Genomic DNA, 22,745 nt, shown 5'->3' with positions numbered 1-22,745 from the left:
CGACCTGTACTGCTTAAGGAAGCCCTGATGTCCCAGCTCAGCAACACGCCCTACGAAGCCCTAGAAGTCGGCCAGAAAGCCGAATACACGAAGTTGGTCGAGGAGCGCGACATCCAGCTGTTCGCCGCCATGTCCGGCGATCACAACCCGGTGCACCTGGACGCCGAGTTCGCGGCCAAGAGCATGTTCCGCGAGCGCATTGCCCATGGCATGTTCAGCGGCGCGTTGATCAGTGCGGCGGTGGCCTGCACGCTCCCAGGCCCTGGCACCATCTACCTGGGCCAGCAGATGAGCTTCCAGAAGCCGGTCAAGATCGGCGACACCCTGACGGTGCGCCTGGAAATCCTGGAAAAATTGCCCAAGTTCAAAGTGCGTATCGCCACCAACGTGTACAACCAGAACGACGAACTGGTCGTGGCAGGTGAAGCCGAGATCCTGGCACCGCGCAAGCAGCAGACCGTGGAACTGGTTTCCCCGCCGAACTTCGTGGCCAGCTGAGCACCGTCGTGCCCTCACGGCCGCCTGTGCACTGCACCCGGCTTTCAGCCCCGGAACAGCGGTTGCTCGACCACTTCTATCGCCAACAGGGTTCGCGCATGCGCGCCCCTGCGCAGGGCAAGCTCTGGGTGGCCAGGTCGCCGGGCATCATTGCTGGGTTGTCTCTGAGCGAGGTGGAGAGTGGTCAGTGGCTGACGGGGCTGTTCGTGGCGCCTGATCGGCGCTCGGAAGGCGTGGGTATGCAGTTGGTCGCAAAGGCTCTGGAGAACGCCTGTGGCAGTACGTGGTTGTTCTGCCATCCAACGCTTGCCAACTACTATGCACGCCAGGGGTTTGCGCCGGCTGGTGAGCTACCCCAGTCGCTGCGTGACAAGCTCCAGCGCTATCAGCGCAGCAAGGCCCTGATAGCGCTGGAGCGCACTGCTTATCCGGGGCAGTTCAGCGCGGGGTAGGTTCAACCCCCGCCGCGTCGTCAGTACTGGGGCGCTCCTGGCCCAGCACCTTGGGCTTTTCGTCGTCGCGGGTGCCATCGAAGTCTTTTTCGCCTGGGTCCTTGCCCTCGGCCGACATGTGTTCAATCACCGCATTCATCTCCGCGCCCAGCAACAGCACGGCAGCCGAGATGTAGAAGTACAGCAGCAGCACGATGATTGCCCCGATGCTGCCATACATGGCGTTGTAGTCTGCAAACGTCTTCACGTAATAGGCAAAGCCCAGCGACGCGATGATCCACACTACGACCGCCAGCACCGAGCCCGGGGTAATGAAGCGGAATTTCTGCTCCACATCAGGCATGACGTAGTAGATAACCGCGACCGCGACCATCAGCAGAATCACGATCACCGGCCAGCGAAGGATGGTCCACAGGGTGACGATGAACTCTTCCATGCCGATTTGCGCCGCGATCCACTCCATGACCTGCGGGCCCAGCACCATCAGCGCCGCAGCCGCCAACAGCATGCCTGCCAGTCCAATGGTGTACAGCACCGACAGCGGGATGCGCTTCCAGACCGGGCGACCTTCCGGTACGTCGTAGGCCGCGTTCATGGCGCTCATCATCAACCGCACGCCGGCTGAGGCCGTCCACAGGGCAATGACGATACCCACCGACAGCAGGCCACCTTTGGACTGCTGGAGTTGGTCGATGACAGGGTTGACCTGCTCAAGGGCCTGGGGCGGCAAGACCAGCTCCGACTGCAAACGCAGCCAGGAGAAGAAGTCCGGCAGGTGCAGGAAACCGATCAGGGCAATGAGAAACAACAGGAAGGGGAACAACGAGAAAAGGGCCTGGTAGGCCAATGCCGAAGCATAGGTGGACATTTCGTCATCGAGGAATTCGTTGACGGTGCGCACCAGTACGCGGTGCAAGGGTAAGCCCTGCAAGGCGGAAAAAATCATAGCGTCTCCTTTCGCCGCTTGATCGATCTGACGTTCAGTCTAATGGACCCTGCGCTTGGGGTGCTGCTCCCGGTAATCATGCAACGGCTTTAAATAATTCTGCCTGTTACCGCCCCCTGCTTCGAAACGCAGAGGACGGCTCGGCAGGCGTGAGTCATTACTTGGTCAGGTCGTCGACCTTGTTTTTCACGTCGCCTTTGACCTGTTGGCCTTCGCCCTTGATTTCCTGGGCCTTGCCTTCGCCTTTGAGTTTTTCGTTGTCAGTGAGGTTGCCAACACCTTGCTTGATGTTGCCCATTGCCTCGTTGGCCATACCTTTAATTTTGTCTCCAGTACCGCTCATGGCAAAACTCCTGTGAGGTAGCACGCGTATCGTGCCGACAGAAGGTTGACCTAGCCGCTTGCACAGGAGTTTCAAGAAATTTGCGTCAACAAGCCAAACGGTTACAAACGGTCGAAATGCAGTCCCGTAAAGGCTCCGTTACGAGCCTCAAACCTTGCCCGGCAAGGTGCCACCCCTCACAATGCGGGCTTTGAAGGCTTCGACCCGCAGGAACCTGCATGAAACTCGACAAACCCGCTGCCATCGCCCGCCGCAACAGCACACTGGCGCACCCGGTACTGACCAGTGCCAACACGCTGTTCGCCACCCTCGACCCCAAGCGCAACCTGTGGTGGTTCGAGGTCCCGGTGGCCTTGCTTCGCAAGGGCCAGCCCGATTGGGTCAACCTGCTGTTGCACACCCCGCTGACCGATGAACTCCAGCACCTGAAGGTGCCGGTCAACTTCCTGCGGGCTCACCAAGAGCAGATGGAAGTGCGCAACCCTGGCAAGCGTCGCTCCACCATCAGTCTGGCCCTTAGCGCTGACCGCGACTCGCTGCTGCGCGACACTCGCCCCGGTGGTGATCAGCTGGACTTCAACACCTTCGTGCAGGGCTGATCAGGCTTTCTCGATCCGGTCGTCATGGATGACGATGCGGCCTTGCTTGAACAGCCCGCCGATGGCCTTCTTGAAATTGCCCTTGCTGACATTGAACAGCTTGCTGATCAATGCAGGGTCGCTCTTGTCGGAAACCGGCAGCACCCCACCCTCGGCGTCCAGGCGCGTCATGATCTGCTCCTGCAAGCTGTCGGACAGCGCAGCGCCCACTGGCTGCAGGCTGAGCGACACTTTGCCGTCAGCCCGCACTTCCTTGATGTAACCCTGCTCGTGCATGCCTGAGCGCAGGAACTTGAACACCTCGTTCTTGTGGATCAAGCCCCAGTGACGGTTGTTGATGATGGCCTTGAAACCCATCGGCGTTTCGCCGGCCACCAGCAGTTCCACCGGCTGCCCAGGCTTGTAGTCGGCAGGCGTGGTGTCGAGGTAGCGGTCCAGGCGCGAGGTGGCGGTGATGCGGCGGGTGCGCTTGTCCAGGTACACGTGCACCACGCAGTAGTCACCGATCTTCAGCGGCCGTGCCTCTTCGGAATACGGCATCAGCAGGTCCTTGGGCAGACCCCAGTCCAGGAAGATGCCCGCACCATTGATGTCCTTGACCTTGAGGCTGGCGAACTCGCCCACCTGCACCTTGGGCTTCTCGGTGGTGGCGATCAGCTGGTCTTCGCTGTCGAGGTAGATGAACACGTTCAGCCAGTCATCGACTTCAGTCTCGGCACCCTTGGGAATGTAACGGGACGGCAGCAGGATTTCCCCGTCGGCACCGCCGTCCAGGTACAGGCCGAAGTCCACGTGCTTAACAATTTGCAAACTGTTGTAACGCCCAAGCAGAGCCATTTTCGAACATCCTCAAGTCAAGGCGGCTATTTTCCGGATAGACCCGCCCTGGTGTCAAAGCCTGCGGTCGGTTCATCGCCATCCAGGCCTCCACGCGCCATCCGGTGGAACCGCAGGTGTTGTGCTGCGTCTACCCATTGGCTGCCACTGCAAGGACCCGCACATGCCTGCACGCCTGCTCAAAGTCCTGTCGATCTGCCTGGGTTTCGCCCTGCTGCTGGGTGCTTGCAGCCGCATCGACCTGGCCTATCGCAACCTCGATCGCCTGGTGCCCTGGTCGCTTGGCGACTACCTGGACATGAACCGTGAGCAGAAAACCCTGCTCGATGATCGCCTCCGGCAGCACCTGGCATGGCATTGCCAGACGCAACTGCCCGGCTACCTCGACTGGCTGGACCGCCTGCGCACCATGGTGGCCGATAACCAGGTCACCGACCAGGCGCTGCAGCAGCGCACCGAGGAGGCCCGCGAGGCAATTGGCCGGGTCGCGGCCGAAATCACGCCGTCGGCCACCGAGTTGCTGCAAGGCATGAGCGATGCGCAGGTGGCCGAGATGCGCGATGCATTTCGTGACGATATTGCCCAGCGGCGCAAGGAATATGTCGACACCCCCCTGCTCAGCCAGATCAGCGAGCGCGCCGAGCGCATGGAAAAGCGCCTCAAGCCTTGGTTCGGCGAGCTGACCGAGGTCCAGAAGCAACGGGTCGGCGCCTGGTCCCGCGCCTTGGGTGACCAGAACAGCGAGTGGATACGCAATAGGGCTCATTGGCAGCAACAACTGCTGCTGGCGGTGGAACAACGCCACGAGCCAGGCTTCCCGGAACGGGTCGCGACCTTGTTGCAAAACAAGGAAAGCCTGTGGACAGCCGACTATCGCCAAGCCTTCCAGAACACCGAACGGCAAGCCCGCAGGCTGGTGGTGGACCTGGTGCAGCAGAGCACCCCCGCCCATCGCCAGGTGCTGCTGGAGCGGCTGACCAAGGTGCGCAGCGACTTCAGCGCCTTGAAGTGCCTGCGCGGGGCTTGAACAGACCACGCCAGGGCACTGGCTGAACTTCATTGGGCAAGAAAGCGCAAGAATCCACCGGCCTGCTGACGTACACTCGCGCCCCTGCCAAGCCCCTGGAGACTTTCGTGAGCCCCACCGCCCTAGCCCGCCTGCTAACCCTTGCTGCCGTATGGGGCGCGAGCTTTCTGTTCATGCGCATCATTGCCCCTGTACTGGGCACCGTGCCGACGGCCTTCTTCCGTGTCTCCATCGCCTGCCTGGGCTTGATCGCACTGCTCGGCGCTGCGCGCATACGCTGGGATTTTCAAGGGAAACTAGGCGCCTGCCTGGTGCTGGGCATGATCAACTCGGGCATTCCGGCCACCTTTTATTCTGTGGCAGCCCAGGTGCTGCCAGCCGGTTATTCGGCCATCTTCAATGCCACGACGCCCTTGATGGGCGTGCTGATCGGCGTGTTGTTCTTCAAGGAACCCATGACGTTGGCCAAGTTGTGCGGCATTTTCCTGGGCCTGTTCGGCGTGGGCATCCTGAGCGGTGCGGGGCCTGTAGCCCTTGATGCAGCCCTGTTGCAAGGCGCCCTGGCGTGCCTGGCGGCCACGACCTGCTATGGCTTTGCCGGCTATCTGGCCCGCCGCTGGGTCAGTGGCCTGGACAGTCGCCTGTCGGCCCTGGGCAGCATGCTCGGCGCGACCCTGCTGCTTACCCCGTTGTTCGCTTGGAGCGCCCTTACCCAGCCACCTGCCAGCTGGGGCGGCTGGCAGGTCTGGGGCTCACTGGTGGGGCTTGGCCTGTTGTGCACGGCGTTCGCCTACATCCTGTACTTCCGCCTGCTGGCCGAAATCGGCCCGGTCAAGGCCAGTACGGTGACCTTCATGATCCCCGTGTTCGGGGTGCTGTGGGGGGCCTGGCTGCTGAATGAGCCGTTGTCGATGGCCCACCTGTACGGCGGCCTGCTGATCGGCGTGGCCCTGTGGCTGGTGCTGCGCCCGGCACGGCGCCGAGGCGCTGCATGAACGGCGTCTACAGGAAAGTGCTGTTCCCGCTGCAGCAGGATGCCAATGGCTATCCGCCGGCATCGGTGGAAGGGCTATGGGCCAGGGCCGTCGACGACGGTTACGTGATCGACAACATCCCGTTCCATGTCTACGGCATCGCCCCAGGTGACGTGATCTGCACCCATGAGCAGGCAGGCCAACACTGGTTTGCCCAGTTGCTGCGCAGCAGTGGCAGCTCGGTGTTCCGGGTTCGGGTCAAGCCGCCTGAGACACTGCAGCAGGTGAGCGAAGCCTTGGTGGAGTTTGGGTGCACCTGTGAAAGCGAACCTGCGGTGAAGATGCTGGCGGTCGCCGTCCCACCGGCACGAACGCTCGACACCCTGCTGTATTACCTGATCACCCAGCGTGAAGGGGGTTTCCTGGACTTCGAGGAAGGGGTGCTGCGCCACTGCGTCGCCCAAGAATTTCGCCAGGGGTAAAGGGCAACTGCCTTGCAGGCGCCCTACCCTGTCGAGGGCGCCGTCAGAACAACCAGCGGTACAGCAGATAGGCTACGACCACGGCCAGTATCGGTCGCAACACGCGGTAAGCCTTGGGGTTGGCACGTTTGAACTGCTTGACGCGCATGCTCAGCTTGTTGCTGAACCGCTTGCTCCAGGCGTAGGCCTGGTTGATCCCGCCCACGCGTTCATCGTCTGTATTCTGCGGTGCAGTGGCGCGGCCCAGAAATGCGCTGACCTTGCGGTTGACGCGGGTCATGAACGGGTTGTTCAGGGGACGCTCCACGTCGCAGAACAGAATCACCCGGGTCACGTCGGTCTCGTTCTTGACCCAGTGCACGTAGGTCTCGTCGAACATCACGTCCTGACCGTCGCGCCAGGCATAGGGTTGGCCGTCCACATAAATGCGGCAGGCATCGGAGTTGGGCGTGGAGAGACCCAGGTGATAGCGCAGGGAACCTGCAAACGGATCACGGTGCGGGTTCAGGTGGCTGCCGCCGGGCAGCAGGGCGAACATCGCCCCTTTGACGTTGGGGATGCTGCTGACCAGCTCGACGGTTCGCGGGCACAGGGCTTCGGCAGACGGCAGGGGTTTGTCGTACCACTTCAGGTAGAAGCGCTTCCAGCCTTTCTTGAAGAACGAACCGAAACCGGCGTCGTTGTCCTTTTCGGCTGCGCGGATATAACCCTCGTCGAACAGGCGCATGGCCTCCTCGCGGATTTCCTGCCAGTTGTCCTTGAGCACGTCCAGCTCCGGGAAGCGTTGACGGTCCAGGTACGGCTTGGACGGCACGCCCGAAAACAGGTACATCAACGCATTGTAGGGGGCGAACAGCGCCGAATGGTTGACGAACTGGCGCAACACCGGCAGGCGGGCCTTGCCGCGCAGGTGGACAAACAGCACGCTGCCGAAGAACACCAGCAGCACACCTGCCTTGGCGAGGAAGGAAACGGTCATGCAACACTCCTAGGGCGGGACACAGGCCAGCGCTGCCTGTTCCGGGGGAAAATCATCCGGGCATCATAAACCTATCGCGCCCAGGCACAAACCACCTGGGCGCAACGATACGGATGAAGATTGTGCAATCAAGCCCGTTACCAGGTATTGCTTCGGGTCACCGCCTAGGCAGGTTATTGCTGGGTTTCCTGCTCGCTGAACAGGTCGCTGAACAGCATGCTGGACAAGTAACGCTCGCCTGAGTCAGGCAGAATCACCACGAGGGTCTTGCCCTGCATTTCCGGCTTTTCTGCAAGGCGCACGGCAGCGGCCATCGCGGCACCGCAGGAAATACCACACAGGATGCCTTCTTCCTGCATCAGACGGATAGCCATGGCCTTGGCTTCGTCGTCGCCCACCGTCATGACCTGGTCGACGATCGACAGGTCGAGGTTTTTCGGCACAAAGCCCGCGCCGATGCCTTGGATCTTGTGCGGCGTGGGCGTCAGCGCCTCGCCTGCCAGGGTCTGGGTGATCAACGGCGAGGAAATGGGCTCGACCGCCACCGAGGTGATCGCCTTGCCCTGGGTGTGCTTGATATAGCGCGAGATACCGGTGATGGTGCCGCCAGTGCCGACACCGGCAACCACCACATCCACGGCGCCATCGGTATCGTTCCAGATCTCCGGGCCCGTGGTCTTTTCGTGGATGGCCGGGTTGGCAGGGTTTTCGAATTGCCCGGGCATGAAGTACTGCTCGGGGTTGGAGGCGACGATTTCGTTGGCTTTCTCGATGGCGCCCTTCATGCCCTTGGCAGGTTCGGTGAGCACCAGTTCGGCGCCAAGGGCCTTGAGCACCTTACGCCGCTCCAGGCTCATGGAGGCCGGCATGGTCAGCATGAGCTTGTAGCCCCGGGCGGCAGCGACGAAGGCAAGGCCAATACCGGTGTTGCCCGAGGTGGGTTCGACGATGGTCATGCCGGGCTTGAGCTTGCCGCTGCTCTCGGCGTCCCAGACCATGTTCGCGCCGATGCGGCATTTGACCGAATACCCTGGGTTGCGCCCTTCGATCTTGGCCAGGATGGTCACGCCGCGTGGCGCGAGGCGGTTGATCTGCACCAGGGGCGTGTTGCCGATGGAGTGGGCGTTGTCTGCGTATATACGGCTCATGGCAGGGTCCTTGGCATGATGAAGACACGGAAAGACCCCAAGGGTAAGCCCCGGCCTCAAGGCCCGTAAAGCCTCTTCGAACTCCGGTGCAGACCCTGCGGTCAACCACACACCTTGCCCTGGAGAACTGCCATGAGAGCCCGCTATCGCTGGCCGCTGATCGCCCTCGGCAGCCTCATCGTGCTGCTGGTGGCCTTGCAGCTTGCCCTGCCCTACCTGGTGCGTGACTACCTCAATGAAAAACTGGCCGACATGGGCGACTACCGGGGGCAGGTCAGCGATGTGGATCTGGCCTGGTGGCGCGGTGCCTACACCGTTAACGGGCTGAAGATCGTCAAGACCACGGGCAAGGTGCCGGTGCCTTTTCTCAACGCCCCGGTAATCGACATCTCGGTCAGCTGGCATTCGCTTTGGTATGACCGCGCCGTAGTGGCCGAAGTGGCCTTCCTACGCCCGGAGCTGAACTTCGTCGATGGCGGCGACAAGCAGAACTCCCAGACCGGCCAGGGCACTGACTGGCGTCAGCAACTGGACAAGCTGCTGCCCATCACGCTCAACGAGGTGGTGATCGATGACGGGGTGCTGACCTTCCGCAACTTCAGCTCCAAGCCCCCGGTCACGCTCAAGGCGACGCAGTTGCAGGCCAGCATTCGCAACCTCACCAACATCCGTGACGAAGCCGGCCGGCGCGACGCCAGCTTCGAAGCCCGCGCCCTGGTCGCAGGTGATGCCAAGGTCGAGAGCCGTGCCACCTTCGATCCGTTCAGCGATTTCGACGACTTCGAGTTCCGCCTGCGTGCCACCGGCATCGAGCTGCGACGACTCAACGACTTTGCCAGCGCCTATGGCAAGTTCGACTTCAAGGCTGGCCATGGCGATGTGGTCATCGAGGCCGAGGCCACCAATGGCCGCCTGAACGGCTACATCAAGCCCTTGCTGCGCGACGTCGAGGTATTCGATTGGCAACAGGACGTGGAGGACAAGGACAAGGGCCTGTTCCGCTCGGTCTGGGAGGCGCTGGTGGGGGCCACCGAAACCGTGCTAAAGAACCAGCCGAAAAACCAGTTCGCCACGCGCGTTGAGCTCAGTGGCAGCGTGCGCAGGCAGAACATCAGTGCGTTCGAGGCCTTCCTGCAGATCCTGCGCAATGGATTCGTGCAGGCGTTCAGTGCGCGCTATGAACGCAGCGCGCCGGATTCCGACTAAGGCGCAGTGACGAGACATTCGGGGACTGAATACGCGGTCTGCGTTTTCAGTCGTCGTACCCCCGCGGTATAGTCGGGCCCACCATCACACCCTGTGTTGGCCACCTGAGCGCCAGCCTGCCGCCCACACCAAGGGCGGCTGACAGGCTGGCTGCACATCGGCCCGCAAGCCCAAGCAGAGGAAAGACCCCATGAAGTTCGAAGGCACGGGTGACTATGTCGCCACGGACGACCTGAAACTGGCCGTCAATGCGGCCATCACCCTCGAGCGCCCGCTGTTGGTCAAGGGTGAGCCTGGTACCGGCAAGACCATGCTGGCCGAGCAGTTGGCAGCTTCGTTCGGGGCGCGCCTGATTACCTGGCACATCAAGTCCACAACCAAGGCCCACCAGGGCTTGTACGAATACGATGCCGTCAGCCGCCTGCGCGACTCCCAGCTGGGTGTAGACAAGGTCCACGACGTACGCAACTACCTGAAAAAAGGCAAGTTGTGGGAGGCCTTCGAGGCCCAGGAGCGGGTGATCCTGCTGATCGACGAGATCGACAAGGCCGATATCGAATTCCCCAACGACCTGTTGCAGGAACTCGACAAGATGGAGTTCTACGTCTATGAAATCGACGAGACCATCAAGGCCAGGCAGCGCCCGATCATCATCATCACGTCCAATAACGAAAAGGAGCTGCCGGACGCTTTCCTGCGCCGCTGCTTCTTCCACTACATCGCCTTCCCCGACCGGGCCACGCTGCAACGCATCGTGGATGTGCACTACCCCAACATCAGCCAGTCGCTGGTCAGCGAGGCGCTGGACGTGTTCTTCGACGTGCGCAAGGTACCGGGCCTGAAGAAAAAGCCTTCAACGTCCGAGCTGGTCGACTGGCTGAAGCTGCTGATGGCCGACAATATTGGCGAAGCGGTACTGCGCGAGCGCGACCCGACCAAGGCCATCCCTCCGCTGGCCGGGGCGCTGGTGAAAAATGAGCAGGATGTGCAGCTGCTCGAGCGCCTGGCCTTCATGAGCCGGCGCGGCAACCGCTGAGGGAGCCGGGGCCATGTTGCTCAACCTGTTCAACGAAATGCGCGCGGCGAAGGTGCCGGTGTCGGTGCGCGAACTGCTCGACCTGCACCATGCCTTGCAACGGCATGTGGTGTTCGCCGACATGGACGAATTCTACTACCTGGCCCGCGCCATCCTGGTGAAGGACGAACGCCATTTCGACAAGTTCGACCGGGCCTTCGCCGCTTACTTCAACGGCCTGGAGAACCTGGATCGACACATCGAGGCGTTGATCCCTGAGGACTGGCTGCGCAAGGAATTCGAGCGCTCGTTGACCCCTGAGGAGCGCGCGCAGATCCAGTCACTGGGTGGGCTGGACAAGCTGATCGAGGCGTTCAAGCAGCGCCTGCAGGAGCAAAAGGAGCGCCACGCAGGCGGCAACAAGTGGATTGGCACCGGTGGCACCAGCCCGTTCGGCTCGGGTGGGTACAACCCCGAAGGTATCCGCGTGGGCGATGCTGGCGAGCGCCAGGGCAAGGCAGTGAAGGTCTGGGACCAGCGCGAGTACAAGAATCTGGACGATCAGGTGGAGCTGGGTACGCGCAACATCAAGCTGGCCCTGCGGCGCCTGCGCAAGTTCGCCCGCCAAGGCGCTGCCGAAGAGCTGGACATCGATGGCACTATCGACCATACCGCACGCGATGCGGGCCTGCTGAACATCCAGATGCGCCCGGAGCGGCGCAACACGGTGAAATTGCTCCTGCTGTTCGACATCGGTGGCTCGATGGATGCCCATGTCAGGGTCTGCGAGGAGCTGTTCTCGGCCTGCAAGACCGAGTTCAAGCACATGGAGTACTACTACTTTCACAACTGCGTGTATGAGACGGTCTGGAAGAACAACTTGCGGCGCACGTCGGAGCGTTATTCCACGTTCGACCTGCTGCACAAGTACGGCGAGGACTACAAGGTCGTGTTCGTCGGGGACGCAGCCATGGCCCCTTACGAAATCACCCAGCCGGGCGGCAGCGTGGAGCATTGGAACGAGGAAGCCGGGTATGTCTGGATGCAGCGCATCATGGCCAAGTTCCGCAAGGTCATCTGGATCAACCCATACCCCCGCCAGGCCTGGGGTTACACCGCTTCTACCCAGCTGGTGCGTGAACTGATCGAGGACCGGATGTATCCACTGACCTTGCAGGGGTTGGAGGATGGGATGCGGTATCTGTCGAAGTAAAGCCGCAAAGTCACGCCCCCTGTAGGACCGGCCGCGATGGGCCGCGCAGCGGCCCCAGGATTTCAGCTTCGCAGTCCAGATCGCCGAGGCCGCTGCGCGGCCTATCGCGGCCGGTCCGGCGCCCCGGGAAGGCCGCTCAACAACACGTGCCAGCGTTCCAGATACGCCTGCTGCTCCCGCCATGCCTGCTCCTGCATTACCGGCCGCAATCGCACCTTCGCCCCTGGCATGCACTGTGCCAGTTGTGCCAGTGCCAGGGGCGTCAGCGCCCCCAGGCGGGGATAACCGCCGATGGTCTGGCGATCATTGAGCAACACGATCGGCTGCCCATCGGGCGGGACCTGGACGGCGCCAAGGGGAATGCCTTCGGAGATCATGGCCGGGCCTTGATAAACCAGAGGCGGGCCAAGCAGGCGGATGCCCATGCGGTCGGCACGGGTGTCCAGCGTCCAGTCGCAGTTGAAGGCATCGAACAGACTAAGGCCAGCAAAGTCGCCGATCTGCGCGCCAATCACCAGGTCCAAGGTGGGCTTGACCACATACTCAGGACGCAGGTGACCAGGCACTTCGCGGATCGGTGTGGCTGTACCGGCAAAACTCAAGCATTGGCCTTCACGCAACACGCCGCCCTGGCCATCGACCCCGCCCAGCCCCTCGCGCACGACCGTGGCACAACTGCCCATCACAGGCTCGGCATCGAAACCGCCCGGTGCGGCCAGATAAGCGCGAGCGCCCTGCCGAGGTTGTCTGAGGGTAAGGCGCTGCCCCTTCGTCAGGGTAAAACTGCGCCAAGGGGCCAAGTAGTGCTCGTCGATGTGCGCGTCCAGGTCGGCCCCGGCCAGCGCCAGTACGCAATCGTGCTGCGCCACCACGCTGAATCCACCCAAGGCAACCTCTACGACGGGAGCCTGCAGAGCGTTGCCCAGCAACCCGTTGGCCCAGTGCATCGCGACCCAATCCAAAGCGCCGCCCTGGGTGACCCCAAGGTGCCTCACGCCAAATCGGCCTGCATCCTGTAGCGCACACAGCGGTGTGCTGGCCTCGACTCGCAAATGCTTCATGCCTGTGCCTCCTCATCACCGCCCAACGCCAGAAACGCCTGCCGCGTCACCGAAACGAAGCGGACGCGGTCGCCCGGTTGCAGCAGGCTGTAGCCGTCCCGCCCACGGTCGAACAACCGCACCGGCGTACGCCCGATCAGGTTCCACCCACCGGGGGAAGCGGCCGGGTACGCAGCGGTCTGGCGCTCGGCAATGCCGACACTGCCCGCTGCCACCTGCTTGCGCGGGGTGCTTAGCCTCGGGGTGGCCAGCCGTTCGTCCACCAGCCCCATGAACGCGAAACCCGGCGCGAATCCCAGGGCGAACACCGGGTAGTCACGTTCACTGTGCAAGCGCACGACCTCAGCCTCGCTCAGGCCTGCCCGGCGGGCCAGCACGGGCAACTCCGGGCCGACGCTGGCGTGGTACCACACCGGTATCTCGTGCAGGCAGCCGGTGTTCTCAGTGCCAGGCTGCAGCCCTTCAAGGGCTTGCACGATCAGGCAGCGTGCATCGGCCGGCGGCAGGTCGAAATGCACCATGAGGGTGGTGTAGGACGGCACCAGGTCGCGCAAGTGCGCACCAAAAGCCGCTTGCAAGCGCTGACTGGCGGCAAGCACCCAAGGCATGTTGGCTTCCTCGATACGCTCGAACAGACGCACCATCAGGCAATCGATGCCGACCACTTCGATGCGTGGGGTCATGCTGATCTGATCCCATCGAGTGCCTGGCGGATCTGCCGAACTGCCGTCACAGAGCTGTCGTTGTCCCCATGCACGCACAGCGTTTGGGCTTTGAGCAGCAGTCCAGTGCCATCACTGGCCAGCAGTGCTTCGCCGCGGGCCAGCTTTACGGCTTGCTCGACCACTTGCGCCGGGTCGTGATGCACGGCGCCCGGCAGGCGTCGCGACACCAGGTGGCCGCTGGCGGTGTAGGCCCGATCGGCAAACGCCTCGAACCAGAGCGGTACGCCGATTTCAGTACCCAGCGCCTGGGCCGCCCCATTGTCGGCCGTAGCCATGAGCATCAGCGGCAGGCCACTGTCATAGGCCGCCACGGCCTCCAGCACCGTGCGCAGGATCAATGGGTCGGCCATCATGTCGTTGTACAACGCACCGTGGGGTTTTACGTAGGCGACGCGTGTGCCCTGGGCCTTGCAGATGCCATCGAGCGCGCCGATCTGGTAGTGCAGCAGGTCACGGATTTCTTCGGCACTGCACGCCAGGCTGCGCCGGCCGAAGCCGACCAGGTCCGGGTAGGCCGGGTGTGCGCCAATGGTTACCCCGTGTTCCAGCGCCAGCGCCACGGTGCGGCGCATGATGCCGGGGTCACCAGCGTGGTAGCCGCAGGCAATGTTGGCACAGTCGATGTAGGGCATGACCTCGGCATCCAGGCCCATGCGCCAGCTGCCGAAGCTTTCGCCCATGTCGCAGTTGAGTAACAGGCGTTGCACCACGGTGTACCCCTTGTCGTTATTCATGTTCCTACCTTAGCGCGCCTGCAATTGTTTGCCGCGTGTTTCTGGCAGGCTTAGCGCTGCCACGATCACCACGCCATAGGACACGGCCGAGAACAAGCCGATACCCAGGCCCAGCGGCACCTGCTGCCCCAGCATACCAATCAGCAGCGGGAACAGCGCCGCGACGATCTTGCCGACGTTGTAGCAAAAGCCCTGCCCCGAGCCGCGCACGCGCGTGGGAAACAGCTCGGTCAGAAAGGCCCCCATGCCGCTGAAGATGCCCGAGGCGAAAAAGCCCAGCGGGAAGCCCAACCACAGCATCACCCCATCACTGACGGGCATTTGCGTGTACAGCAGCACGATGACGAACGAGCCTACGGCGAACAGGATGAAATTCTTTTTGCGCCCTAGCAGGTCGGACAGGTAGGCGCTGATCACGTAGCCCACGTAGGAGCCTACGATCACCATCGCCAGGTAGCCGCCGGTACCCAGCACGCTCAGCCCGCGTTCGTTCTTCAGAAACGTGGGCAGCCAGGCGGTGATTGCGTAGTAGCCGCCCAGTGCGCCAGTGGTCAGCAGCGAGGCGCGCACGGTGGTCCAGAGCAGACCGGGGGCGAAGATTTCGTAGAAGTGCGATGGCGCCTCGGTGTCTTCGGCTGCCTTGGCCTGGCGGTAGACCTCCGGGTCTTTCACCAGCCGCCGAACGAAGATCACGAACACGGCCGGCACCAGCCCCAGTAAAAACAGCGCTCGCCAGGCCTGCTCCTGCGGCAACCAAGTGAAGAGCAGCGCGTACAGGATGGCCGTCAGCCCCCAACCAATGGCCCAGCCTGACTGCACCATGCCCACTGCCTTGCCGCGGTCTTGGGCACGGATGACCTCGCCGATGAGCACGGCGCCTGCCGTCCACTCACCGCCGAAGCCAAAACCCATGAGGGTCCTGGCGATCAGCAGTTGCTCGTAGTTCTGGGCAAAGCCGCAAAGGAAGGTGAAGAAGGCGAACCACAGCACCGTCAGTTGCAGGGTGCGGACCCGGCCGATGCGGTCGGAGAGAATGCCGGCCACCCAGCCACCGATGGCCGAAGCGACCAGGGTACTGGTGTGGATAAGCCCAGCCTCGGTGGTGGTGATGCCCCATAGCATGATCAGCGTGGGGATGACGAAGCTCAGCATCTGCGTGTCCATGCCGTCCAGGCCATAGCCGATCTTGCAGCTCCAGAAGGTGCGCCGTTGTTGCTGATCGATGTCGCGGTACCAGGCAAAAGGCCCGGAGGAGGATGGGGAACTGACCTGCTGCTGCGTGCCGGTGGGGTTCATGGATGCCTCGGCTTGTTGGTATTGTTTTATGGGGCGACAGCAAAGGTCGCGGCCTGGGCTTCATGTTCAGAGCACGCGGCGCTGACGTCCAACGAGAAAAACCCTGGGTCTGGAACAAGAAAAACTGATCATGAACCTTCGCTTTCTCGAAACGTTCGTCTGGGTCGCTCGTCTCAAGAGCTTCCGCCTGACCGCGCAGAAGCTGTTCACCACCCAGGCGTCGGTGTCCAGCCGTATCGCGGCGCTGGAGGTCGACCTGGGCGTCAAGCTGCTGTTGCGCGACTCGCGCGGGGTCAGCCTGACTCCGGAAGGCAGCAAGGTGCTGGAACATGCCGAGCGCATGCTGGAAACCGCCAAGGCGCTCAAACAGTCGCTGGACAGCGACCGGGCCAAGGTCGGGCGTATTCGTCTCGGGGTGATGGACACGGTCATTCATACCTGGATGAGCGCGCTGGTGGCCGAATTGACCGAGCGCTATCCGCAGGTGGAAATCGAACTCATCGCCGACACGGCGCTGAACCTGCGCGAACAACTGCACAAGGGTTTTTTGGACGTTATCGTGCAAACAGACTTACTGCGCGAGCCCTCGATCCGCAGCCTGGATCTGGCGCGCTACCCGATGGGCTGGATAGTCGCGGCAGGCTCGCACCTGCACAGGGACTACACGTCACTGATCGAGTTGGGGCGCGAGCGCATCGTGACCTTCTCGAAGAATTCACGGCCGCATCAGGAAGTGCTGGCCTTGTTGCAAGGTGCCGGGGCGCAAACGCCGCGGCTGAACTGCGTCAATTCGGTAGCGGCTATTACCCGCTTGTTGCGCGACGGTTTTGGCATTGGGGCCTTGCCGCCTGCCCTGGTAGAGGCCGAACTGAACCAGGGTGACCTGGTGCTGCTGGCTGGGCTTGAGCCCCCGCCGAGCCTGGAACTGGTGGTGGCCTGGCAGACCGGGGTGGCGTTGGTGGAGGAAGTGGTTGGAGTTTGTCGGCAGGTACTGGAGCGCTATGCACAGGATGTGGGCGGGCAACGGATCGTGCTGGTGCCGGGGACTATGGGCTGAGGGTTTGTAGCCCGATTTGGAATGGGGCCAGCCCAGGACCGGATGGGAGCGTAGCGCACTCCCGCTCATGCAGGGTGTCAGGACTTCACCTAACGCCAACTCTCTTTCACCGCCCCACGTCGCCCACCCAGTATCAGCCGACCTATGCCCAACAACAGGCTTTCAACCACGAACGCCAGCACGAACCCGGCACCGACGCCCCAGCCGATGGCCTCAGGCGCCAGCAGAATCTGATAGCCGTAGCCGTTGAGCGTTTCTTCTCGCAGCCGCGGGTCGGCTTGCACCAGGACGTGCCAGGTACGCTGCGCCCATGAACCTTGCAGCGCTTGCCATTCGTCTTCAAGCAGCTGGTTGCGAATCATCAGGCTTTCGATGCTGTTGGCGTCACTGAGAAAGACCGGGTCGTCACTGCTGCGGTAGTGTCGCAACAAGGCTTGCAGATCGCCGTTGAAAAAGCGCTCGGCTGTCTGGCGGAAGCCGTCCAGCGCCTCGCGTGATTCAAACAGGTGCGCCTCCACGCGCTGGCTGTAATCCTTGACCAGCCCCGGGACCTGGATGCCGGCCAATAGCCCGAAGGTGAACAGCAGCAACCGCAGGTAACTTCTGAACATGCAGCATCCTTAGCTTTGTCCGTGCGCGGTGCACTCGCCGTGCCGCCACAGGGCCCACTGACCTGGCGCGTAGCGGTTCCAGGTTTCGTTCTCGGTCAAGGCCTCGGTGGCGATCACCGTGACCACGTCGTTGGGGGTGGTTTGGGTATGGAAATCGACGATCAGGTCGACATCCTTCAGCCGTGCCGCGCCAAACGGCGCGCGACGGGTAATGTGGACCAGCTTCGTCGAACAGAAGCAGAACAGCCAGTCACCATCGCTGAGCATGCAGTTGAACACGCCGCGGGCGCGATAACCGGCACAGGCTTCGACAAGCACCGGCAGTAACTGTTCCACCGGCACCGGCTCCGGGAAGGCGCCGCGGATGCGATTGAGCAGGTCACAGAAGGCCGCCTCGCTGTCGGTATCACCAATGGGCTGGTAAAAGTTTGTGGAGCCGGTGAAGTCACCCAGCTGGCCGTTGTGGGCAAAGCACCAGTTGCGCCCCCACATCTCGCGCATGAAGGGGTGGGTGTTGGCCAGGCAGACCTTGCCCACATTGGCCTGGCGGATGTGGCCGATCACTACTTCGCTCTTGATCGGGTAGCGCCTTACCAGGTTGGCCACCTCGGACTCGCTGCTGGCGGCGGGGTCCTGGAACAGGCGCAGGCCGCGCCCTTCGTAGAAGCCGATGCCCCAGCCGTCACGGTGCGGGCCAGTGCGACCGCCGCGCTGTATCAGGCCGGTGAAGCTGAAGACGATGTCGGTGGGGACGTTGGCACTCATGCCCAGCAGTTCGCACATGGCGGTGTCTCCGTTTACAGGCGGGGCTCGACCCGGCCGGCGCCAGCAGGCAGCACAGGCGGGTCGTCACGGTAACGATCGCCACGCTCGGCGGCCAAGGGCTCCCCCGGCGCCAGCGCCTGCGCTTCGGCGGCCTCGCGCTGGGCGGCGGCTTCGGCCCGCAGGCGGCGCTCGCGGGCGCGTTTCTCCAGCGGCCAACGCACTAGCACGAACAGAAAATACAGCACGAAGGCGATCATGCCGTACATGGCGAAGTCCGACACTGCGCGCCAGGCGTTGTTGCCCACCTTGAAGGCGACATCCAGCACCGTGATGGCAATGGCCGGGGCGAAGCTGTCCTTGACCGGGTCGACCACGGTCGGCGTAAACAGCAGCACCGCCAGCACGACGCGCAGCGGTTCGCGCAGCCAGCGCCACATCCAGCCGGTGAGCTTGAAGCCCACCAGAAGGCAGCCCAGGGCGGCCACGGCGTAGAGGCCCCAGGCCAGGGTGTAGTCGTTCTCGATCATGGTAATCGTGCAAGCCAGGCAAAGAGGTGCCTATGATAAACACATTTCCTGGCGCACACAGTGTTTGCCTGTACCGGTGCGCCGCCGAAGCTGCCGGTAGCGCCCCTCAAGAACCGAGAGAAATTCGATGCCAAGCACCCACTTGCCGCCCCTGGCCAGAGCCGACGATGCGACCGACCCCTACGCGTGGTTGCAACAGCGTGACGATCCCCAGGTACTGGCTTACCTCGAAGCGGAAAATGCCTATCAGCAAGCCTGTCTGGCCGATCAGGCCCCCTTGCGCGAACAGTTGTTCGAGGAGATCAAAGGTCGCATCCAGGAAACCGATCTGTCCCTGCCATCGCCGTGGGGGCCCTACCTGTACTACACCCGCACCACCGCAGGCGATGAATACCCCCGCCATTATCGCTGCCCACGCCCTGCCGATGATTCCAACACGGTCGATGAAGGCCTGGAGCAACTGTTGCTCGACCCGAACGCCCTGGCAGGCGGCGGCTTTCTCTCGCTGGGGGCGTTCAACGTCAGTCCCGACCATCGCCTGTTGGCCTATAGCCTGGACACCAGCGGCGACGAAATCTACACCTTGTACATCAAGGATCTGGCCACGGGCGATGTAACGACCCTGCCCTTCGACGACTGCGATGGCAGCCTGACCTGGGCCAATGACAGCCGTACGCTGTTCTTTGCCGAACTCGACGATACCCACCGCCCTTGGCGGCTGTACCGGCATACGTTGGGTCAGGAAGGTGCCCAGCGGGTATTCGAGGAGCCCGATGGCCGGTTCTTCCTGCACTGTTACCGCACCAGCTCCGAACGCCAGTTGGTGCTGCTGCTCAACAGCAAGACCACCAGCGAAGCCTGGGTGCTGGACGCGGCCACGCCGCAAGCGCCGTTCACCTGCCTGGCACCGCGTGTGGAAGGCCATGAGTACTTCCCCGATCATGGCCTGCTCGATGGGCAGTGGCGATGGTTCATCCGCACCAACCAGGACGGTATCAACTTCGCCCTGTATCACGCCCCGGCCGACCCCGTGCCAAGCCGTGCCCAGTGGCAACGGCTGGTCGCCCATCGCGATGACATCATGCTTGAAGGACTGAGCCTCAATGCCAGCGCATTGACCCTGAGCCTGCGTGATGGCGGGTTGCCGATCATCGAAGTGCGCCCACAGGGGCTGTCGCCCTACCGGGTGGATTTACCCGACGCGGCCTACAGCCTGTACGTGCAGGACAGCCTGGAATTCGACAGCCCTCGGGTACGCTTGCGCTACGAAGCGCTGAACCGGCCGGCCCAGGTACGTCAGCTGGCGCTGGCCACTGGCGCGCAGGAGGTGCTCAAGCAGACGCCGGTGCTGGGGCCCTTCAATGCCGACGCCTATGTCAGCGAGCGCCTGTGGGCCACCGCGGCAGACGGTACCCAAGTGCCGATCAGCCTGGTGCGACGGCGCCAGGATGTGGGTCGCACCACACCGCTCTACCTGTACGGGTACGGCGCCTATGGCGAGAGCCTGGACCCATGGTTCTCCCATGCGCGGCTGAGCCTGCTGGAACGTGGTGTAGCGTTTGCCATCGCCCATGTGCGCGGCGGCGGCGAGCTGGGCGAGGCCTGGTACCGTGCCGGCAAGCAGGAACACAAGCACAATTCCTTCAGCGATTTCATCGCGTGCGCCGAACACCTGATCAACGCAGGCGTGACATCCTCTGCAACCCTGGCCATCAGTGGGGGCAGTGCCGGCGGGCTGCTGATCGGCGCCGTGTTGAACCTGCGTCCCGAGCTGTTTCGCTGCGCCATCGCCGAGGTGCCCTTCGTGGATGTGCTCAACACCATGCTCGACCCTGAGCTGCCGTTGACGGTGACCGAGTATGACGAATGGGGCAATCCCGCGGAGCCTGAGGTGTACGAGCGCATCAAGGCCTATGCGCCGTATGAGAACGTGAAAGCCCAGCCCTACCCGGCCATGCTGGTGGTGGCAGGCTACAACGACAGCCGGGTGCAGTACTGGGAAGCGGCCAAGTGGGTCGCCCGCCTGCGTACGCGCAAGACCGATGACAACCTGCTGCTGCTCAAGACCGAGATGGGTGCCGGGCATGGGGGTATGAGCGGGCGCTACCAGGGGTTGAAGGACGTGGCCTTGGAGTATGGGTTTGTGCTGGGTGAGCTGGGGGTTGTCTGAGGCGCCGGCCGGTTTGGTGCGCGCAGCGGCCCCAGCGATCTGAGTTCATGCATGACGGCAAGCCGCAAGGCGAGGTGTGGACGGCCGCCTTCGATCACTCCTGATCCCGCCCCGGCTTCTCTAGATCCTGCCGCAACCCTGGCAGTGGCTGGTCCTTGGGCGGGCCGGGCACTGGCATTGGCGGTAGCAAGGGTGCCCCTTGGGAGGTGCCGGTGGCTTTGGGCGGGCTGCTTGGGGTGATCTGCGGATACGGCGTGGGGGTGGGTGTACCCGGCGCACCGGGTACAGGCGTGGTCAACCGCGGCGGCGTGCTGGCAGCGTGAGCCGCAGGCACGCCCGCCACCAAGACCACGGCGAGAATCGCAGCAAGCATCGGCAACCTCCTGTTCAGAATCTTCCTACAGGCTACGCCCATATGACATTTTTCGCCTGTGCGCCGATCATGCAGCCGCGCTAGACTCGACGGCATAACCGTCATTTGCCTGATCAGAACGAAGGAAACACCATGACCTCCTCTACTTCCGCCGCCACTGCGCGCCTGGACCGCATCCTCGCCGATGCCAAGCGCGACAAGGAAATGGGCTACCGCGACAAGGCCCTGAGGATGTACCCGCACGTGTGCGGGCGTTGTGCACGCGAGTTCGCCGGCAAGCGCCTGAGTGAGCTTACCGTGCACCACCGTGACCACAACCACGACAACAACCCCCAGGACGGCTCCAACTGGGAGCTGCTGTGCCTGTACTGCCATGACAACGAACACTCGCGCTACACCGATCAGCAATACTTCAGCGAAGGCTCCACCAGCACCCCAAGCATTGCCAAGGCCACCCACAACCCGTTCGCGGCACTGGCAGGCATGCTGAAGAAGGACTGACCAGCAGCCCCCACCATGACCGGGCAACCCGTATAATCGCGTCTTTTTTGCGAAGGGCCCCGGTTCGTGGCTAACAAACGATACAGTTGCATCGGCCTGTTCAACCCCAAGTCGGCCGAAAACGTAGGCTCGGTAATGCGTGCGGCTGGCTGCTACGGGGTCAACTCGGTGTTCTATACCGGCAAGCGCTACGAGCGCGCGCGGGACTTCGTGACCGACACCAAGCGCGTGCACTACGACATTCCACTGATCGGCATCGATGACCTGCAACGCATCATCCCGCTGGGCTGTACCCCGGTGGCCGTGGAACTGGTCGAAGGCGCCCGCCCCCTGCCCGACTACACCCACCCGGACCGCGCCATCTACATCTTCGGCCCCGAAGACGGCAGCCTCAGCCCTGAAGTGAGGGCTTGGTGCGAGGAAACCATCTACATTCCCACCACCGGCTGCATGAACCTGGCGGCCACGGTGAACGTGGTGCTGTACGACCGTCTGGCCAAGGGCCTGAATACCCGCTCGGGCCCGAAGTTCAAGTGATGCGTGCGCTGTCATGACCGCCAGGAGGTTCGCCCTGCACGTGGAGTGAACGTCGCCCCCCGCAGGCAGGTCAGCTGCTTACACATCACCAAGAGGGCTTACCAATGCTTGATAATCACTCTGATGCACCGTTGCAGGAAAAGAACGTCCATGGCATGGAACGCGCCACTTCGTTGGCCGGCGGTGCTTTGCTGGTGGGCAAAGGGCTGAGCCAGGGCGGTATCGTAGGGCTGTTCAAGATAGCCGTCGGTGGCCTGGCGCTGGTGCGCGGCTTCACTGGGCATTGCGCCACCAAGGCGTGGTTGCAGCACCACCGCGATCAGTACAACCAGCTGAAATCAGACCTCAAGCGTACTGGGGACGAGCTGACTGCACTGAAGGACAGTGCCAAAGCGGCCACCGAAGGCGTGACAGTGACCGGCAAGGATCCTGTCGCTGGGGTGTGATGCCCTGGACTGTATCCTGGTCTTGCCGTGGCGGCGTTGCGGCAAGGCGTCTACTTGACGGCTGCGGTTTGGTGTAGTGCTCACACATTCGATTTGAGGGCACCCGGGGCGACGTGCCTTCGGTCAGGGCCTGCGCCAGAGGCTCACGCATTCAACTTCGTAGCACATATCGCCGGGGCCGCTTCGCGCCCCATCGCGGCACGAGGACCGCTCCTACAGTATT

Annotated in this window: 27 protein-coding genes; 14 read left to right on the top strand and 13 right to left on the bottom strand. The window is 62.7% G+C overall.

Going from position 1 to position 22,745, the window contains the following annotated elements:
- Window positions 1–27: 27 nt before the first annotated feature.
- Window positions 28–498 (top strand): MaoC family dehydratase, encoded by a 471-nt coding sequence (locus tag ACF8GB_RS00180; RefSeq protein ID WP_058604229.1) that lies wholly within the window; start codon window positions 28–30, stop codon window positions 496–498.
- Window positions 499–560: 62 nt separating this feature from the next.
- Entirely contained in the window at window positions 561–950 is a 390-nt protein-coding gene (locus tag ACF8GB_RS00175) for a GNAT family N-acetyltransferase (RefSeq protein ID WP_058638072.1), read from the top strand.
- Here ACF8GB_RS00175 and ACF8GB_RS00170 read toward each other — a convergent pair.
- Both ACF8GB_RS00170 and ACF8GB_RS00165 read right to left on the bottom strand, forming a co-directional pair.
- The gene (locus ACF8GB_RS00170; RefSeq protein ID WP_058638071.1) at window positions 937–1,896 is read right to left on the bottom strand and encodes a YihY/virulence factor BrkB family protein; all 960 of its coding nucleotides are present in this window, start codon (window positions 1,894–1,896) and stop codon (window positions 937–939) included. The genes ACF8GB_RS00175 and ACF8GB_RS00170 overlap by 14 nt on opposite strands.
- A gap of 157 nt (window positions 1,897–2,053) precedes the next feature.
- Complete coding sequence (locus tag ACF8GB_RS00165; protein ID WP_049695592.1) at window positions 2,054–2,239, bottom strand: CsbD family protein; 186 nt, start codon at window positions 2,237–2,239, stop codon at window positions 2,054–2,056.
- 218 nt (window positions 2,240–2,457) lie between these two features.
- On the opposite strand from ACF8GB_RS00165, the gene ACF8GB_RS00160 reads away from it, so the two are divergent.
- Window positions 2,458–2,838: a hypothetical protein gene (locus ACF8GB_RS00160; RefSeq protein ID WP_182139656.1), complete on the top strand. Its 381-nt coding sequence runs from the start codon at window positions 2,458–2,460 to the stop codon at window positions 2,836–2,838.
- Here the strand turns inward: ACF8GB_RS00160 and ACF8GB_RS00155 are convergent, their stop codons facing one another.
- Window positions 2,839–3,675 (bottom strand): S1 RNA-binding domain-containing protein, encoded by an 837-nt coding sequence (locus tag ACF8GB_RS00155; protein ID WP_100852049.1) that lies wholly within the window; start codon window positions 3,673–3,675, stop codon window positions 2,839–2,841. It abuts the gene before it with no gap.
- Between the two features lie 163 nt (window positions 3,676–3,838).
- Between ACF8GB_RS00155 and ACF8GB_RS00150 the strand changes: the two genes are divergently transcribed.
- From ACF8GB_RS00150 to ACF8GB_RS00140, 3 genes are all read left to right on the top strand, one after another.
- Entirely contained in the window at window positions 3,839–4,702 is an 864-nt protein-coding gene (locus ACF8GB_RS00150) for a DUF6279 family lipoprotein (RefSeq protein WP_392526405.1), read from the top strand.
- A gap of 107 nt (window positions 4,703–4,809) precedes the next feature.
- Window positions 4,810–5,697, top strand: a complete 888-nt coding sequence (locus ACF8GB_RS00145; protein ID WP_058638079.1) for a DMT family transporter — start codon at window positions 4,810–4,812, stop codon at window positions 5,695–5,697.
- Window positions 5,694–6,158 carry a DUF4265 domain-containing protein gene (locus tag ACF8GB_RS00140; protein ID WP_392526404.1) on the top strand — a complete coding sequence of 155 codons (465 nt, stop codon included), beginning with the start codon at window positions 5,694–5,696 and terminating at the stop codon, window positions 6,156–6,158. Before ACF8GB_RS00145 ends, ACF8GB_RS00140 begins: the two co-directional genes overlap by 4 nt.
- A gap of 43 nt (window positions 6,159–6,201) precedes the next feature.
- On the opposite strand, the gene ACF8GB_RS00135 is transcribed toward ACF8GB_RS00140, so the two are convergent.
- Together ACF8GB_RS00135 and cysK are read right to left on the bottom strand one after the other, a co-directional pair.
- Complete coding sequence (locus tag ACF8GB_RS00135) at window positions 6,202–7,137, bottom strand: aspartyl/asparaginyl beta-hydroxylase domain-containing protein (RefSeq protein WP_392515880.1); 936 nt, start codon at window positions 7,135–7,137, stop codon at window positions 6,202–6,204.
- A 173-nt stretch (window positions 7,138–7,310) separates the two neighbouring features.
- A complete protein-coding gene (cysK, locus tag ACF8GB_RS00130) occupies window positions 7,311–8,285 on the bottom strand; it encodes a cysteine synthase A (RefSeq protein WP_058604221.1) in 975 nt (324 codons plus the stop codon).
- A 132-nt stretch (window positions 8,286–8,417) separates the two neighbouring features.
- Between cysK and ACF8GB_RS00125 the strand changes: the two genes are divergently transcribed.
- The 3 genes from ACF8GB_RS00125 to ACF8GB_RS00115 all read left to right on the top strand — a co-directional run bounded on the left by ACF8GB_RS00125 (window position 8,418) and on the right by ACF8GB_RS00115 (window position 11,719).
- On the top strand, window positions 8,418–9,491 hold the full coding sequence (locus tag ACF8GB_RS00125; RefSeq protein ID WP_058638064.1) for a DUF748 domain-containing protein: 1,074 nt from the start codon (window positions 8,418–8,420) through the stop codon (window positions 9,489–9,491).
- Between the two features lie 190 nt (window positions 9,492–9,681).
- Window positions 9,682–10,527 (top strand): MoxR family ATPase, encoded by an 846-nt coding sequence (locus tag ACF8GB_RS00120; protein WP_023534935.1) that lies wholly within the window; start codon window positions 9,682–9,684, stop codon window positions 10,525–10,527.
- A 13-nt stretch (window positions 10,528–10,540) separates the two neighbouring features.
- Window positions 10,541–11,719, top strand: a complete 1,179-nt coding sequence (locus ACF8GB_RS00115) for a VWA domain-containing protein (RefSeq protein ID WP_078478936.1) — start codon at window positions 10,541–10,543, stop codon at window positions 11,717–11,719.
- 101 nt (window positions 11,720–11,820) lie between these two features.
- Here ACF8GB_RS00115 and ACF8GB_RS00110 read toward each other — a convergent pair whose 3' ends face one another.
- The 4 genes from ACF8GB_RS00110 to ACF8GB_RS00095 are packed head-to-tail and all read right to left on the bottom strand — an operon-like array spanning window position 11,821 to window position 15,535.
- Complete coding sequence (locus tag ACF8GB_RS00110; RefSeq protein WP_058638062.1) at window positions 11,821–12,780, bottom strand: biotin-dependent carboxyltransferase family protein; 960 nt, start codon at window positions 12,778–12,780, stop codon at window positions 11,821–11,823.
- Window positions 12,777–13,463: a 5-oxoprolinase subunit PxpB gene (gene pxpB, locus ACF8GB_RS00105; protein WP_196186397.1), complete on the bottom strand. Its 687-nt coding sequence runs from the start codon at window positions 13,461–13,463 to the stop codon at window positions 12,777–12,779. Before pxpB ends, ACF8GB_RS00110 begins: the two co-directional genes overlap by 4 nt.
- On the bottom strand, window positions 13,460–14,212 hold the full coding sequence (locus ACF8GB_RS00100) for a 5-oxoprolinase subunit PxpA (protein ID WP_372239224.1): 753 nt from the start codon (window positions 14,210–14,212) through the stop codon (window positions 13,460–13,462). Before ACF8GB_RS00100 ends, pxpB begins: the two co-directional genes overlap by 4 nt.
- 36 nt (window positions 14,213–14,248) lie before the next feature.
- Window positions 14,249–15,535: an MFS transporter gene (locus tag ACF8GB_RS00095; protein ID WP_058638059.1), complete on the bottom strand. Its 1,287-nt coding sequence runs from the start codon at window positions 15,533–15,535 to the stop codon at window positions 14,249–14,251.
- A gap of 130 nt (window positions 15,536–15,665) precedes the next feature.
- On the opposite strand from ACF8GB_RS00095, the gene ACF8GB_RS00090 reads away from it, so the two are divergent.
- On the top strand, window positions 15,666–16,592 hold the full coding sequence (locus tag ACF8GB_RS00090) for a LysR family transcriptional regulator (RefSeq protein WP_392475592.1): 927 nt from the start codon (window positions 15,666–15,668) through the stop codon (window positions 16,590–16,592).
- An 89-nt stretch (window positions 16,593–16,681) separates the two neighbouring features.
- On the opposite strand, the gene ACF8GB_RS00085 is transcribed toward ACF8GB_RS00090, so the two are convergent.
- From ACF8GB_RS00085 to ACF8GB_RS00075, 3 genes are read right to left on the bottom strand one after another with little or no spacing between them, the layout of a single operon-like run.
- Complete coding sequence (locus ACF8GB_RS00085) at window positions 16,682–17,203, bottom strand: DUF2937 family protein (RefSeq protein WP_058604214.1); 522 nt, start codon at window positions 17,201–17,203, stop codon at window positions 16,682–16,684.
- A 9-nt stretch (window positions 17,204–17,212) separates the two neighbouring features.
- A complete protein-coding gene (locus tag ACF8GB_RS00080) occupies window positions 17,213–17,986 on the bottom strand; it encodes a class II glutamine amidotransferase (RefSeq protein ID WP_078478940.1) in 774 nt (257 codons plus the stop codon).
- A gap of 14 nt (window positions 17,987–18,000) precedes the next feature.
- Window positions 18,001–18,495 (bottom strand): hypothetical protein, encoded by a 495-nt coding sequence (locus ACF8GB_RS00075; protein WP_058638057.1) that lies wholly within the window; start codon window positions 18,493–18,495, stop codon window positions 18,001–18,003.
- Window positions 18,496–18,622: 127 nt separating this feature from the next.
- Here ACF8GB_RS00075 and ACF8GB_RS00070 point away from each other — a divergent pair, with 127 nt between their 5' ends.
- On the top strand, window positions 18,623–20,665 hold the full coding sequence (locus tag ACF8GB_RS00070) for a S9 family peptidase (protein ID WP_145257261.1): 2,043 nt from the start codon (window positions 18,623–18,625) through the stop codon (window positions 20,663–20,665).
- A gap of 94 nt (window positions 20,666–20,759) precedes the next feature.
- On the opposite strand, the gene ACF8GB_RS00065 is transcribed toward ACF8GB_RS00070, so the two are convergent.
- On the bottom strand, window positions 20,760–21,038 hold the full coding sequence (locus ACF8GB_RS00065; protein ID WP_058638055.1) for a hypothetical protein: 279 nt from the start codon (window positions 21,036–21,038) through the stop codon (window positions 20,760–20,762).
- Between the two features lie 132 nt (window positions 21,039–21,170).
- On the opposite strand from ACF8GB_RS00065, the gene ACF8GB_RS00060 reads away from it, so the two are divergent.
- The 3 genes from ACF8GB_RS00060 (at window position 21,171) to ACF8GB_RS00050 (ending at window position 22,522) form a co-directional block, all read left to right on the top strand.
- The gene (locus ACF8GB_RS00060; RefSeq protein ID WP_023534919.1) at window positions 21,171–21,539 is read left to right on the top strand and encodes a YajD family HNH nuclease; all 369 of its coding nucleotides are present in this window, start codon (window positions 21,171–21,173) and stop codon (window positions 21,537–21,539) included.
- Between the two features lie 66 nt (window positions 21,540–21,605).
- Entirely contained in the window at window positions 21,606–22,076 is a 471-nt protein-coding gene (locus ACF8GB_RS00055) for an RNA methyltransferase (protein ID WP_033728691.1), read from the top strand.
- A 104-nt stretch (window positions 22,077–22,180) separates the two neighbouring features.
- Window positions 22,181–22,522 (top strand): DUF2892 domain-containing protein, encoded by a 342-nt coding sequence (locus ACF8GB_RS00050; protein ID WP_058638054.1) that lies wholly within the window; start codon window positions 22,181–22,183, stop codon window positions 22,520–22,522.
- Window positions 22,523–22,745: the final 223 nt, after the last annotated feature.

Origin of the sequence: Pseudomonas sp. xss_4 (assembly GCF_043104125.1) — a bacterium.
Classification (GTDB): Bacteria; Pseudomonadota; Gammaproteobacteria; order Pseudomonadales; family Pseudomonadaceae; genus Aquipseudomonas; species Aquipseudomonas parafulva_B.
Note: the sequence above shows the minus strand (reverse complement) of the source record. Positions and strands in the feature narration are given on the sequence as shown.

Coding starts and splice junctions, on each gene's coding strand:
- pxpB (WP_196186397.1), bottom strand. CDS start 13,463: ATGACCCCACGCATCGAAGTGGTCGGCATCGATTGCCTGATGGTGCGT.
- ACF8GB_RS00115 (WP_078478936.1), top strand. CDS start 10,541: ATGTTGCTCAACCTGTTCAACGAAATGCGCGCGGCGAAGGTGCCGGTG.
- ACF8GB_RS00075 (WP_058638057.1), bottom strand. CDS start 18,495: ATGATCGAGAACGACTACACCCTGGCCTGGGGCCTCTACGCCGTGGCC.
- ACF8GB_RS00080 (WP_078478940.1), bottom strand. CDS start 17,986: ATGTGCGAACTGCTGGGCATGAGTGCCAACGTCCCCACCGACATCGTC.
- ACF8GB_RS00120 (WP_023534935.1), top strand. CDS start 9,682: ATGAAGTTCGAAGGCACGGGTGACTATGTCGCCACGGACGACCTGAAA.
- ACF8GB_RS00085 (WP_058604214.1), bottom strand. CDS start 17,203: ATGTTCAGAAGTTACCTGCGGTTGCTGCTGTTCACCTTCGGGCTATTG.
- ACF8GB_RS00125 (WP_058638064.1), top strand. CDS start 8,418: ATGAGAGCCCGCTATCGCTGGCCGCTGATCGCCCTCGGCAGCCTCATC.
- ACF8GB_RS00160 (WP_182139656.1), top strand. CDS start 2,458: ATGAAACTCGACAAACCCGCTGCCATCGCCCGCCGCAACAGCACACTG.
- ACF8GB_RS00150 (WP_392526405.1), top strand. CDS start 3,839: ATGCCTGCACGCCTGCTCAAAGTCCTGTCGATCTGCCTGGGTTTCGCC.
- ACF8GB_RS00170 (WP_058638071.1), bottom strand. CDS start 1,896: ATGATTTTTTCCGCCTTGCAGGGCTTACCCTTGCACCGCGTACTGGTG.
- ACF8GB_RS00140 (WP_392526404.1), top strand. CDS start 5,694: ATGAACGGCGTCTACAGGAAAGTGCTGTTCCCGCTGCAGCAGGATGCC.
- ACF8GB_RS00180 (WP_058604229.1), top strand. CDS start 28: ATGTCCCAGCTCAGCAACACGCCCTACGAAGCCCTAGAAGTCGGCCAG.
- ACF8GB_RS00165 (WP_049695592.1), bottom strand. CDS start 2,239: ATGAGCGGTACTGGAGACAAAATTAAAGGTATGGCCAACGAGGCAATG.
- ACF8GB_RS00095 (WP_058638059.1), bottom strand. CDS start 15,535: ATGAACCCCACCGGCACGCAGCAGCAGGTCAGTTCCCCATCCTCCTCC.
- ACF8GB_RS00110 (WP_058638062.1), bottom strand. CDS start 12,780: ATGAAGCATTTGCGAGTCGAGGCCAGCACACCGCTGTGTGCGCTACAG.
- cysK (WP_058604221.1), bottom strand. CDS start 8,285: ATGAGCCGTATATACGCAGACAACGCCCACTCCATCGGCAACACGCCC.
- ACF8GB_RS00050 (WP_058638054.1), top strand. CDS start 22,181: ATGCTTGATAATCACTCTGATGCACCGTTGCAGGAAAAGAACGTCCAT.
- ACF8GB_RS00090 (WP_392475592.1), top strand. CDS start 15,666: ATGAACCTTCGCTTTCTCGAAACGTTCGTCTGGGTCGCTCGTCTCAAG.
- ACF8GB_RS00155 (WP_100852049.1), bottom strand. CDS start 3,675: ATGGCTCTGCTTGGGCGTTACAACAGTTTGCAAATTGTTAAGCACGTG.
- ACF8GB_RS00065 (WP_058638055.1), bottom strand. CDS start 21,038: ATGCTTGCTGCGATTCTCGCCGTGGTCTTGGTGGCGGGCGTGCCTGCG.
- ACF8GB_RS00135 (WP_392515880.1), bottom strand. CDS start 7,137: ATGACCGTTTCCTTCCTCGCCAAGGCAGGTGTGCTGCTGGTGTTCTTC.
- ACF8GB_RS00060 (WP_023534919.1), top strand. CDS start 21,171: ATGACCTCCTCTACTTCCGCCGCCACTGCGCGCCTGGACCGCATCCTC.
- ACF8GB_RS00070 (WP_145257261.1), top strand. CDS start 18,623: ATGCCAAGCACCCACTTGCCGCCCCTGGCCAGAGCCGACGATGCGACC.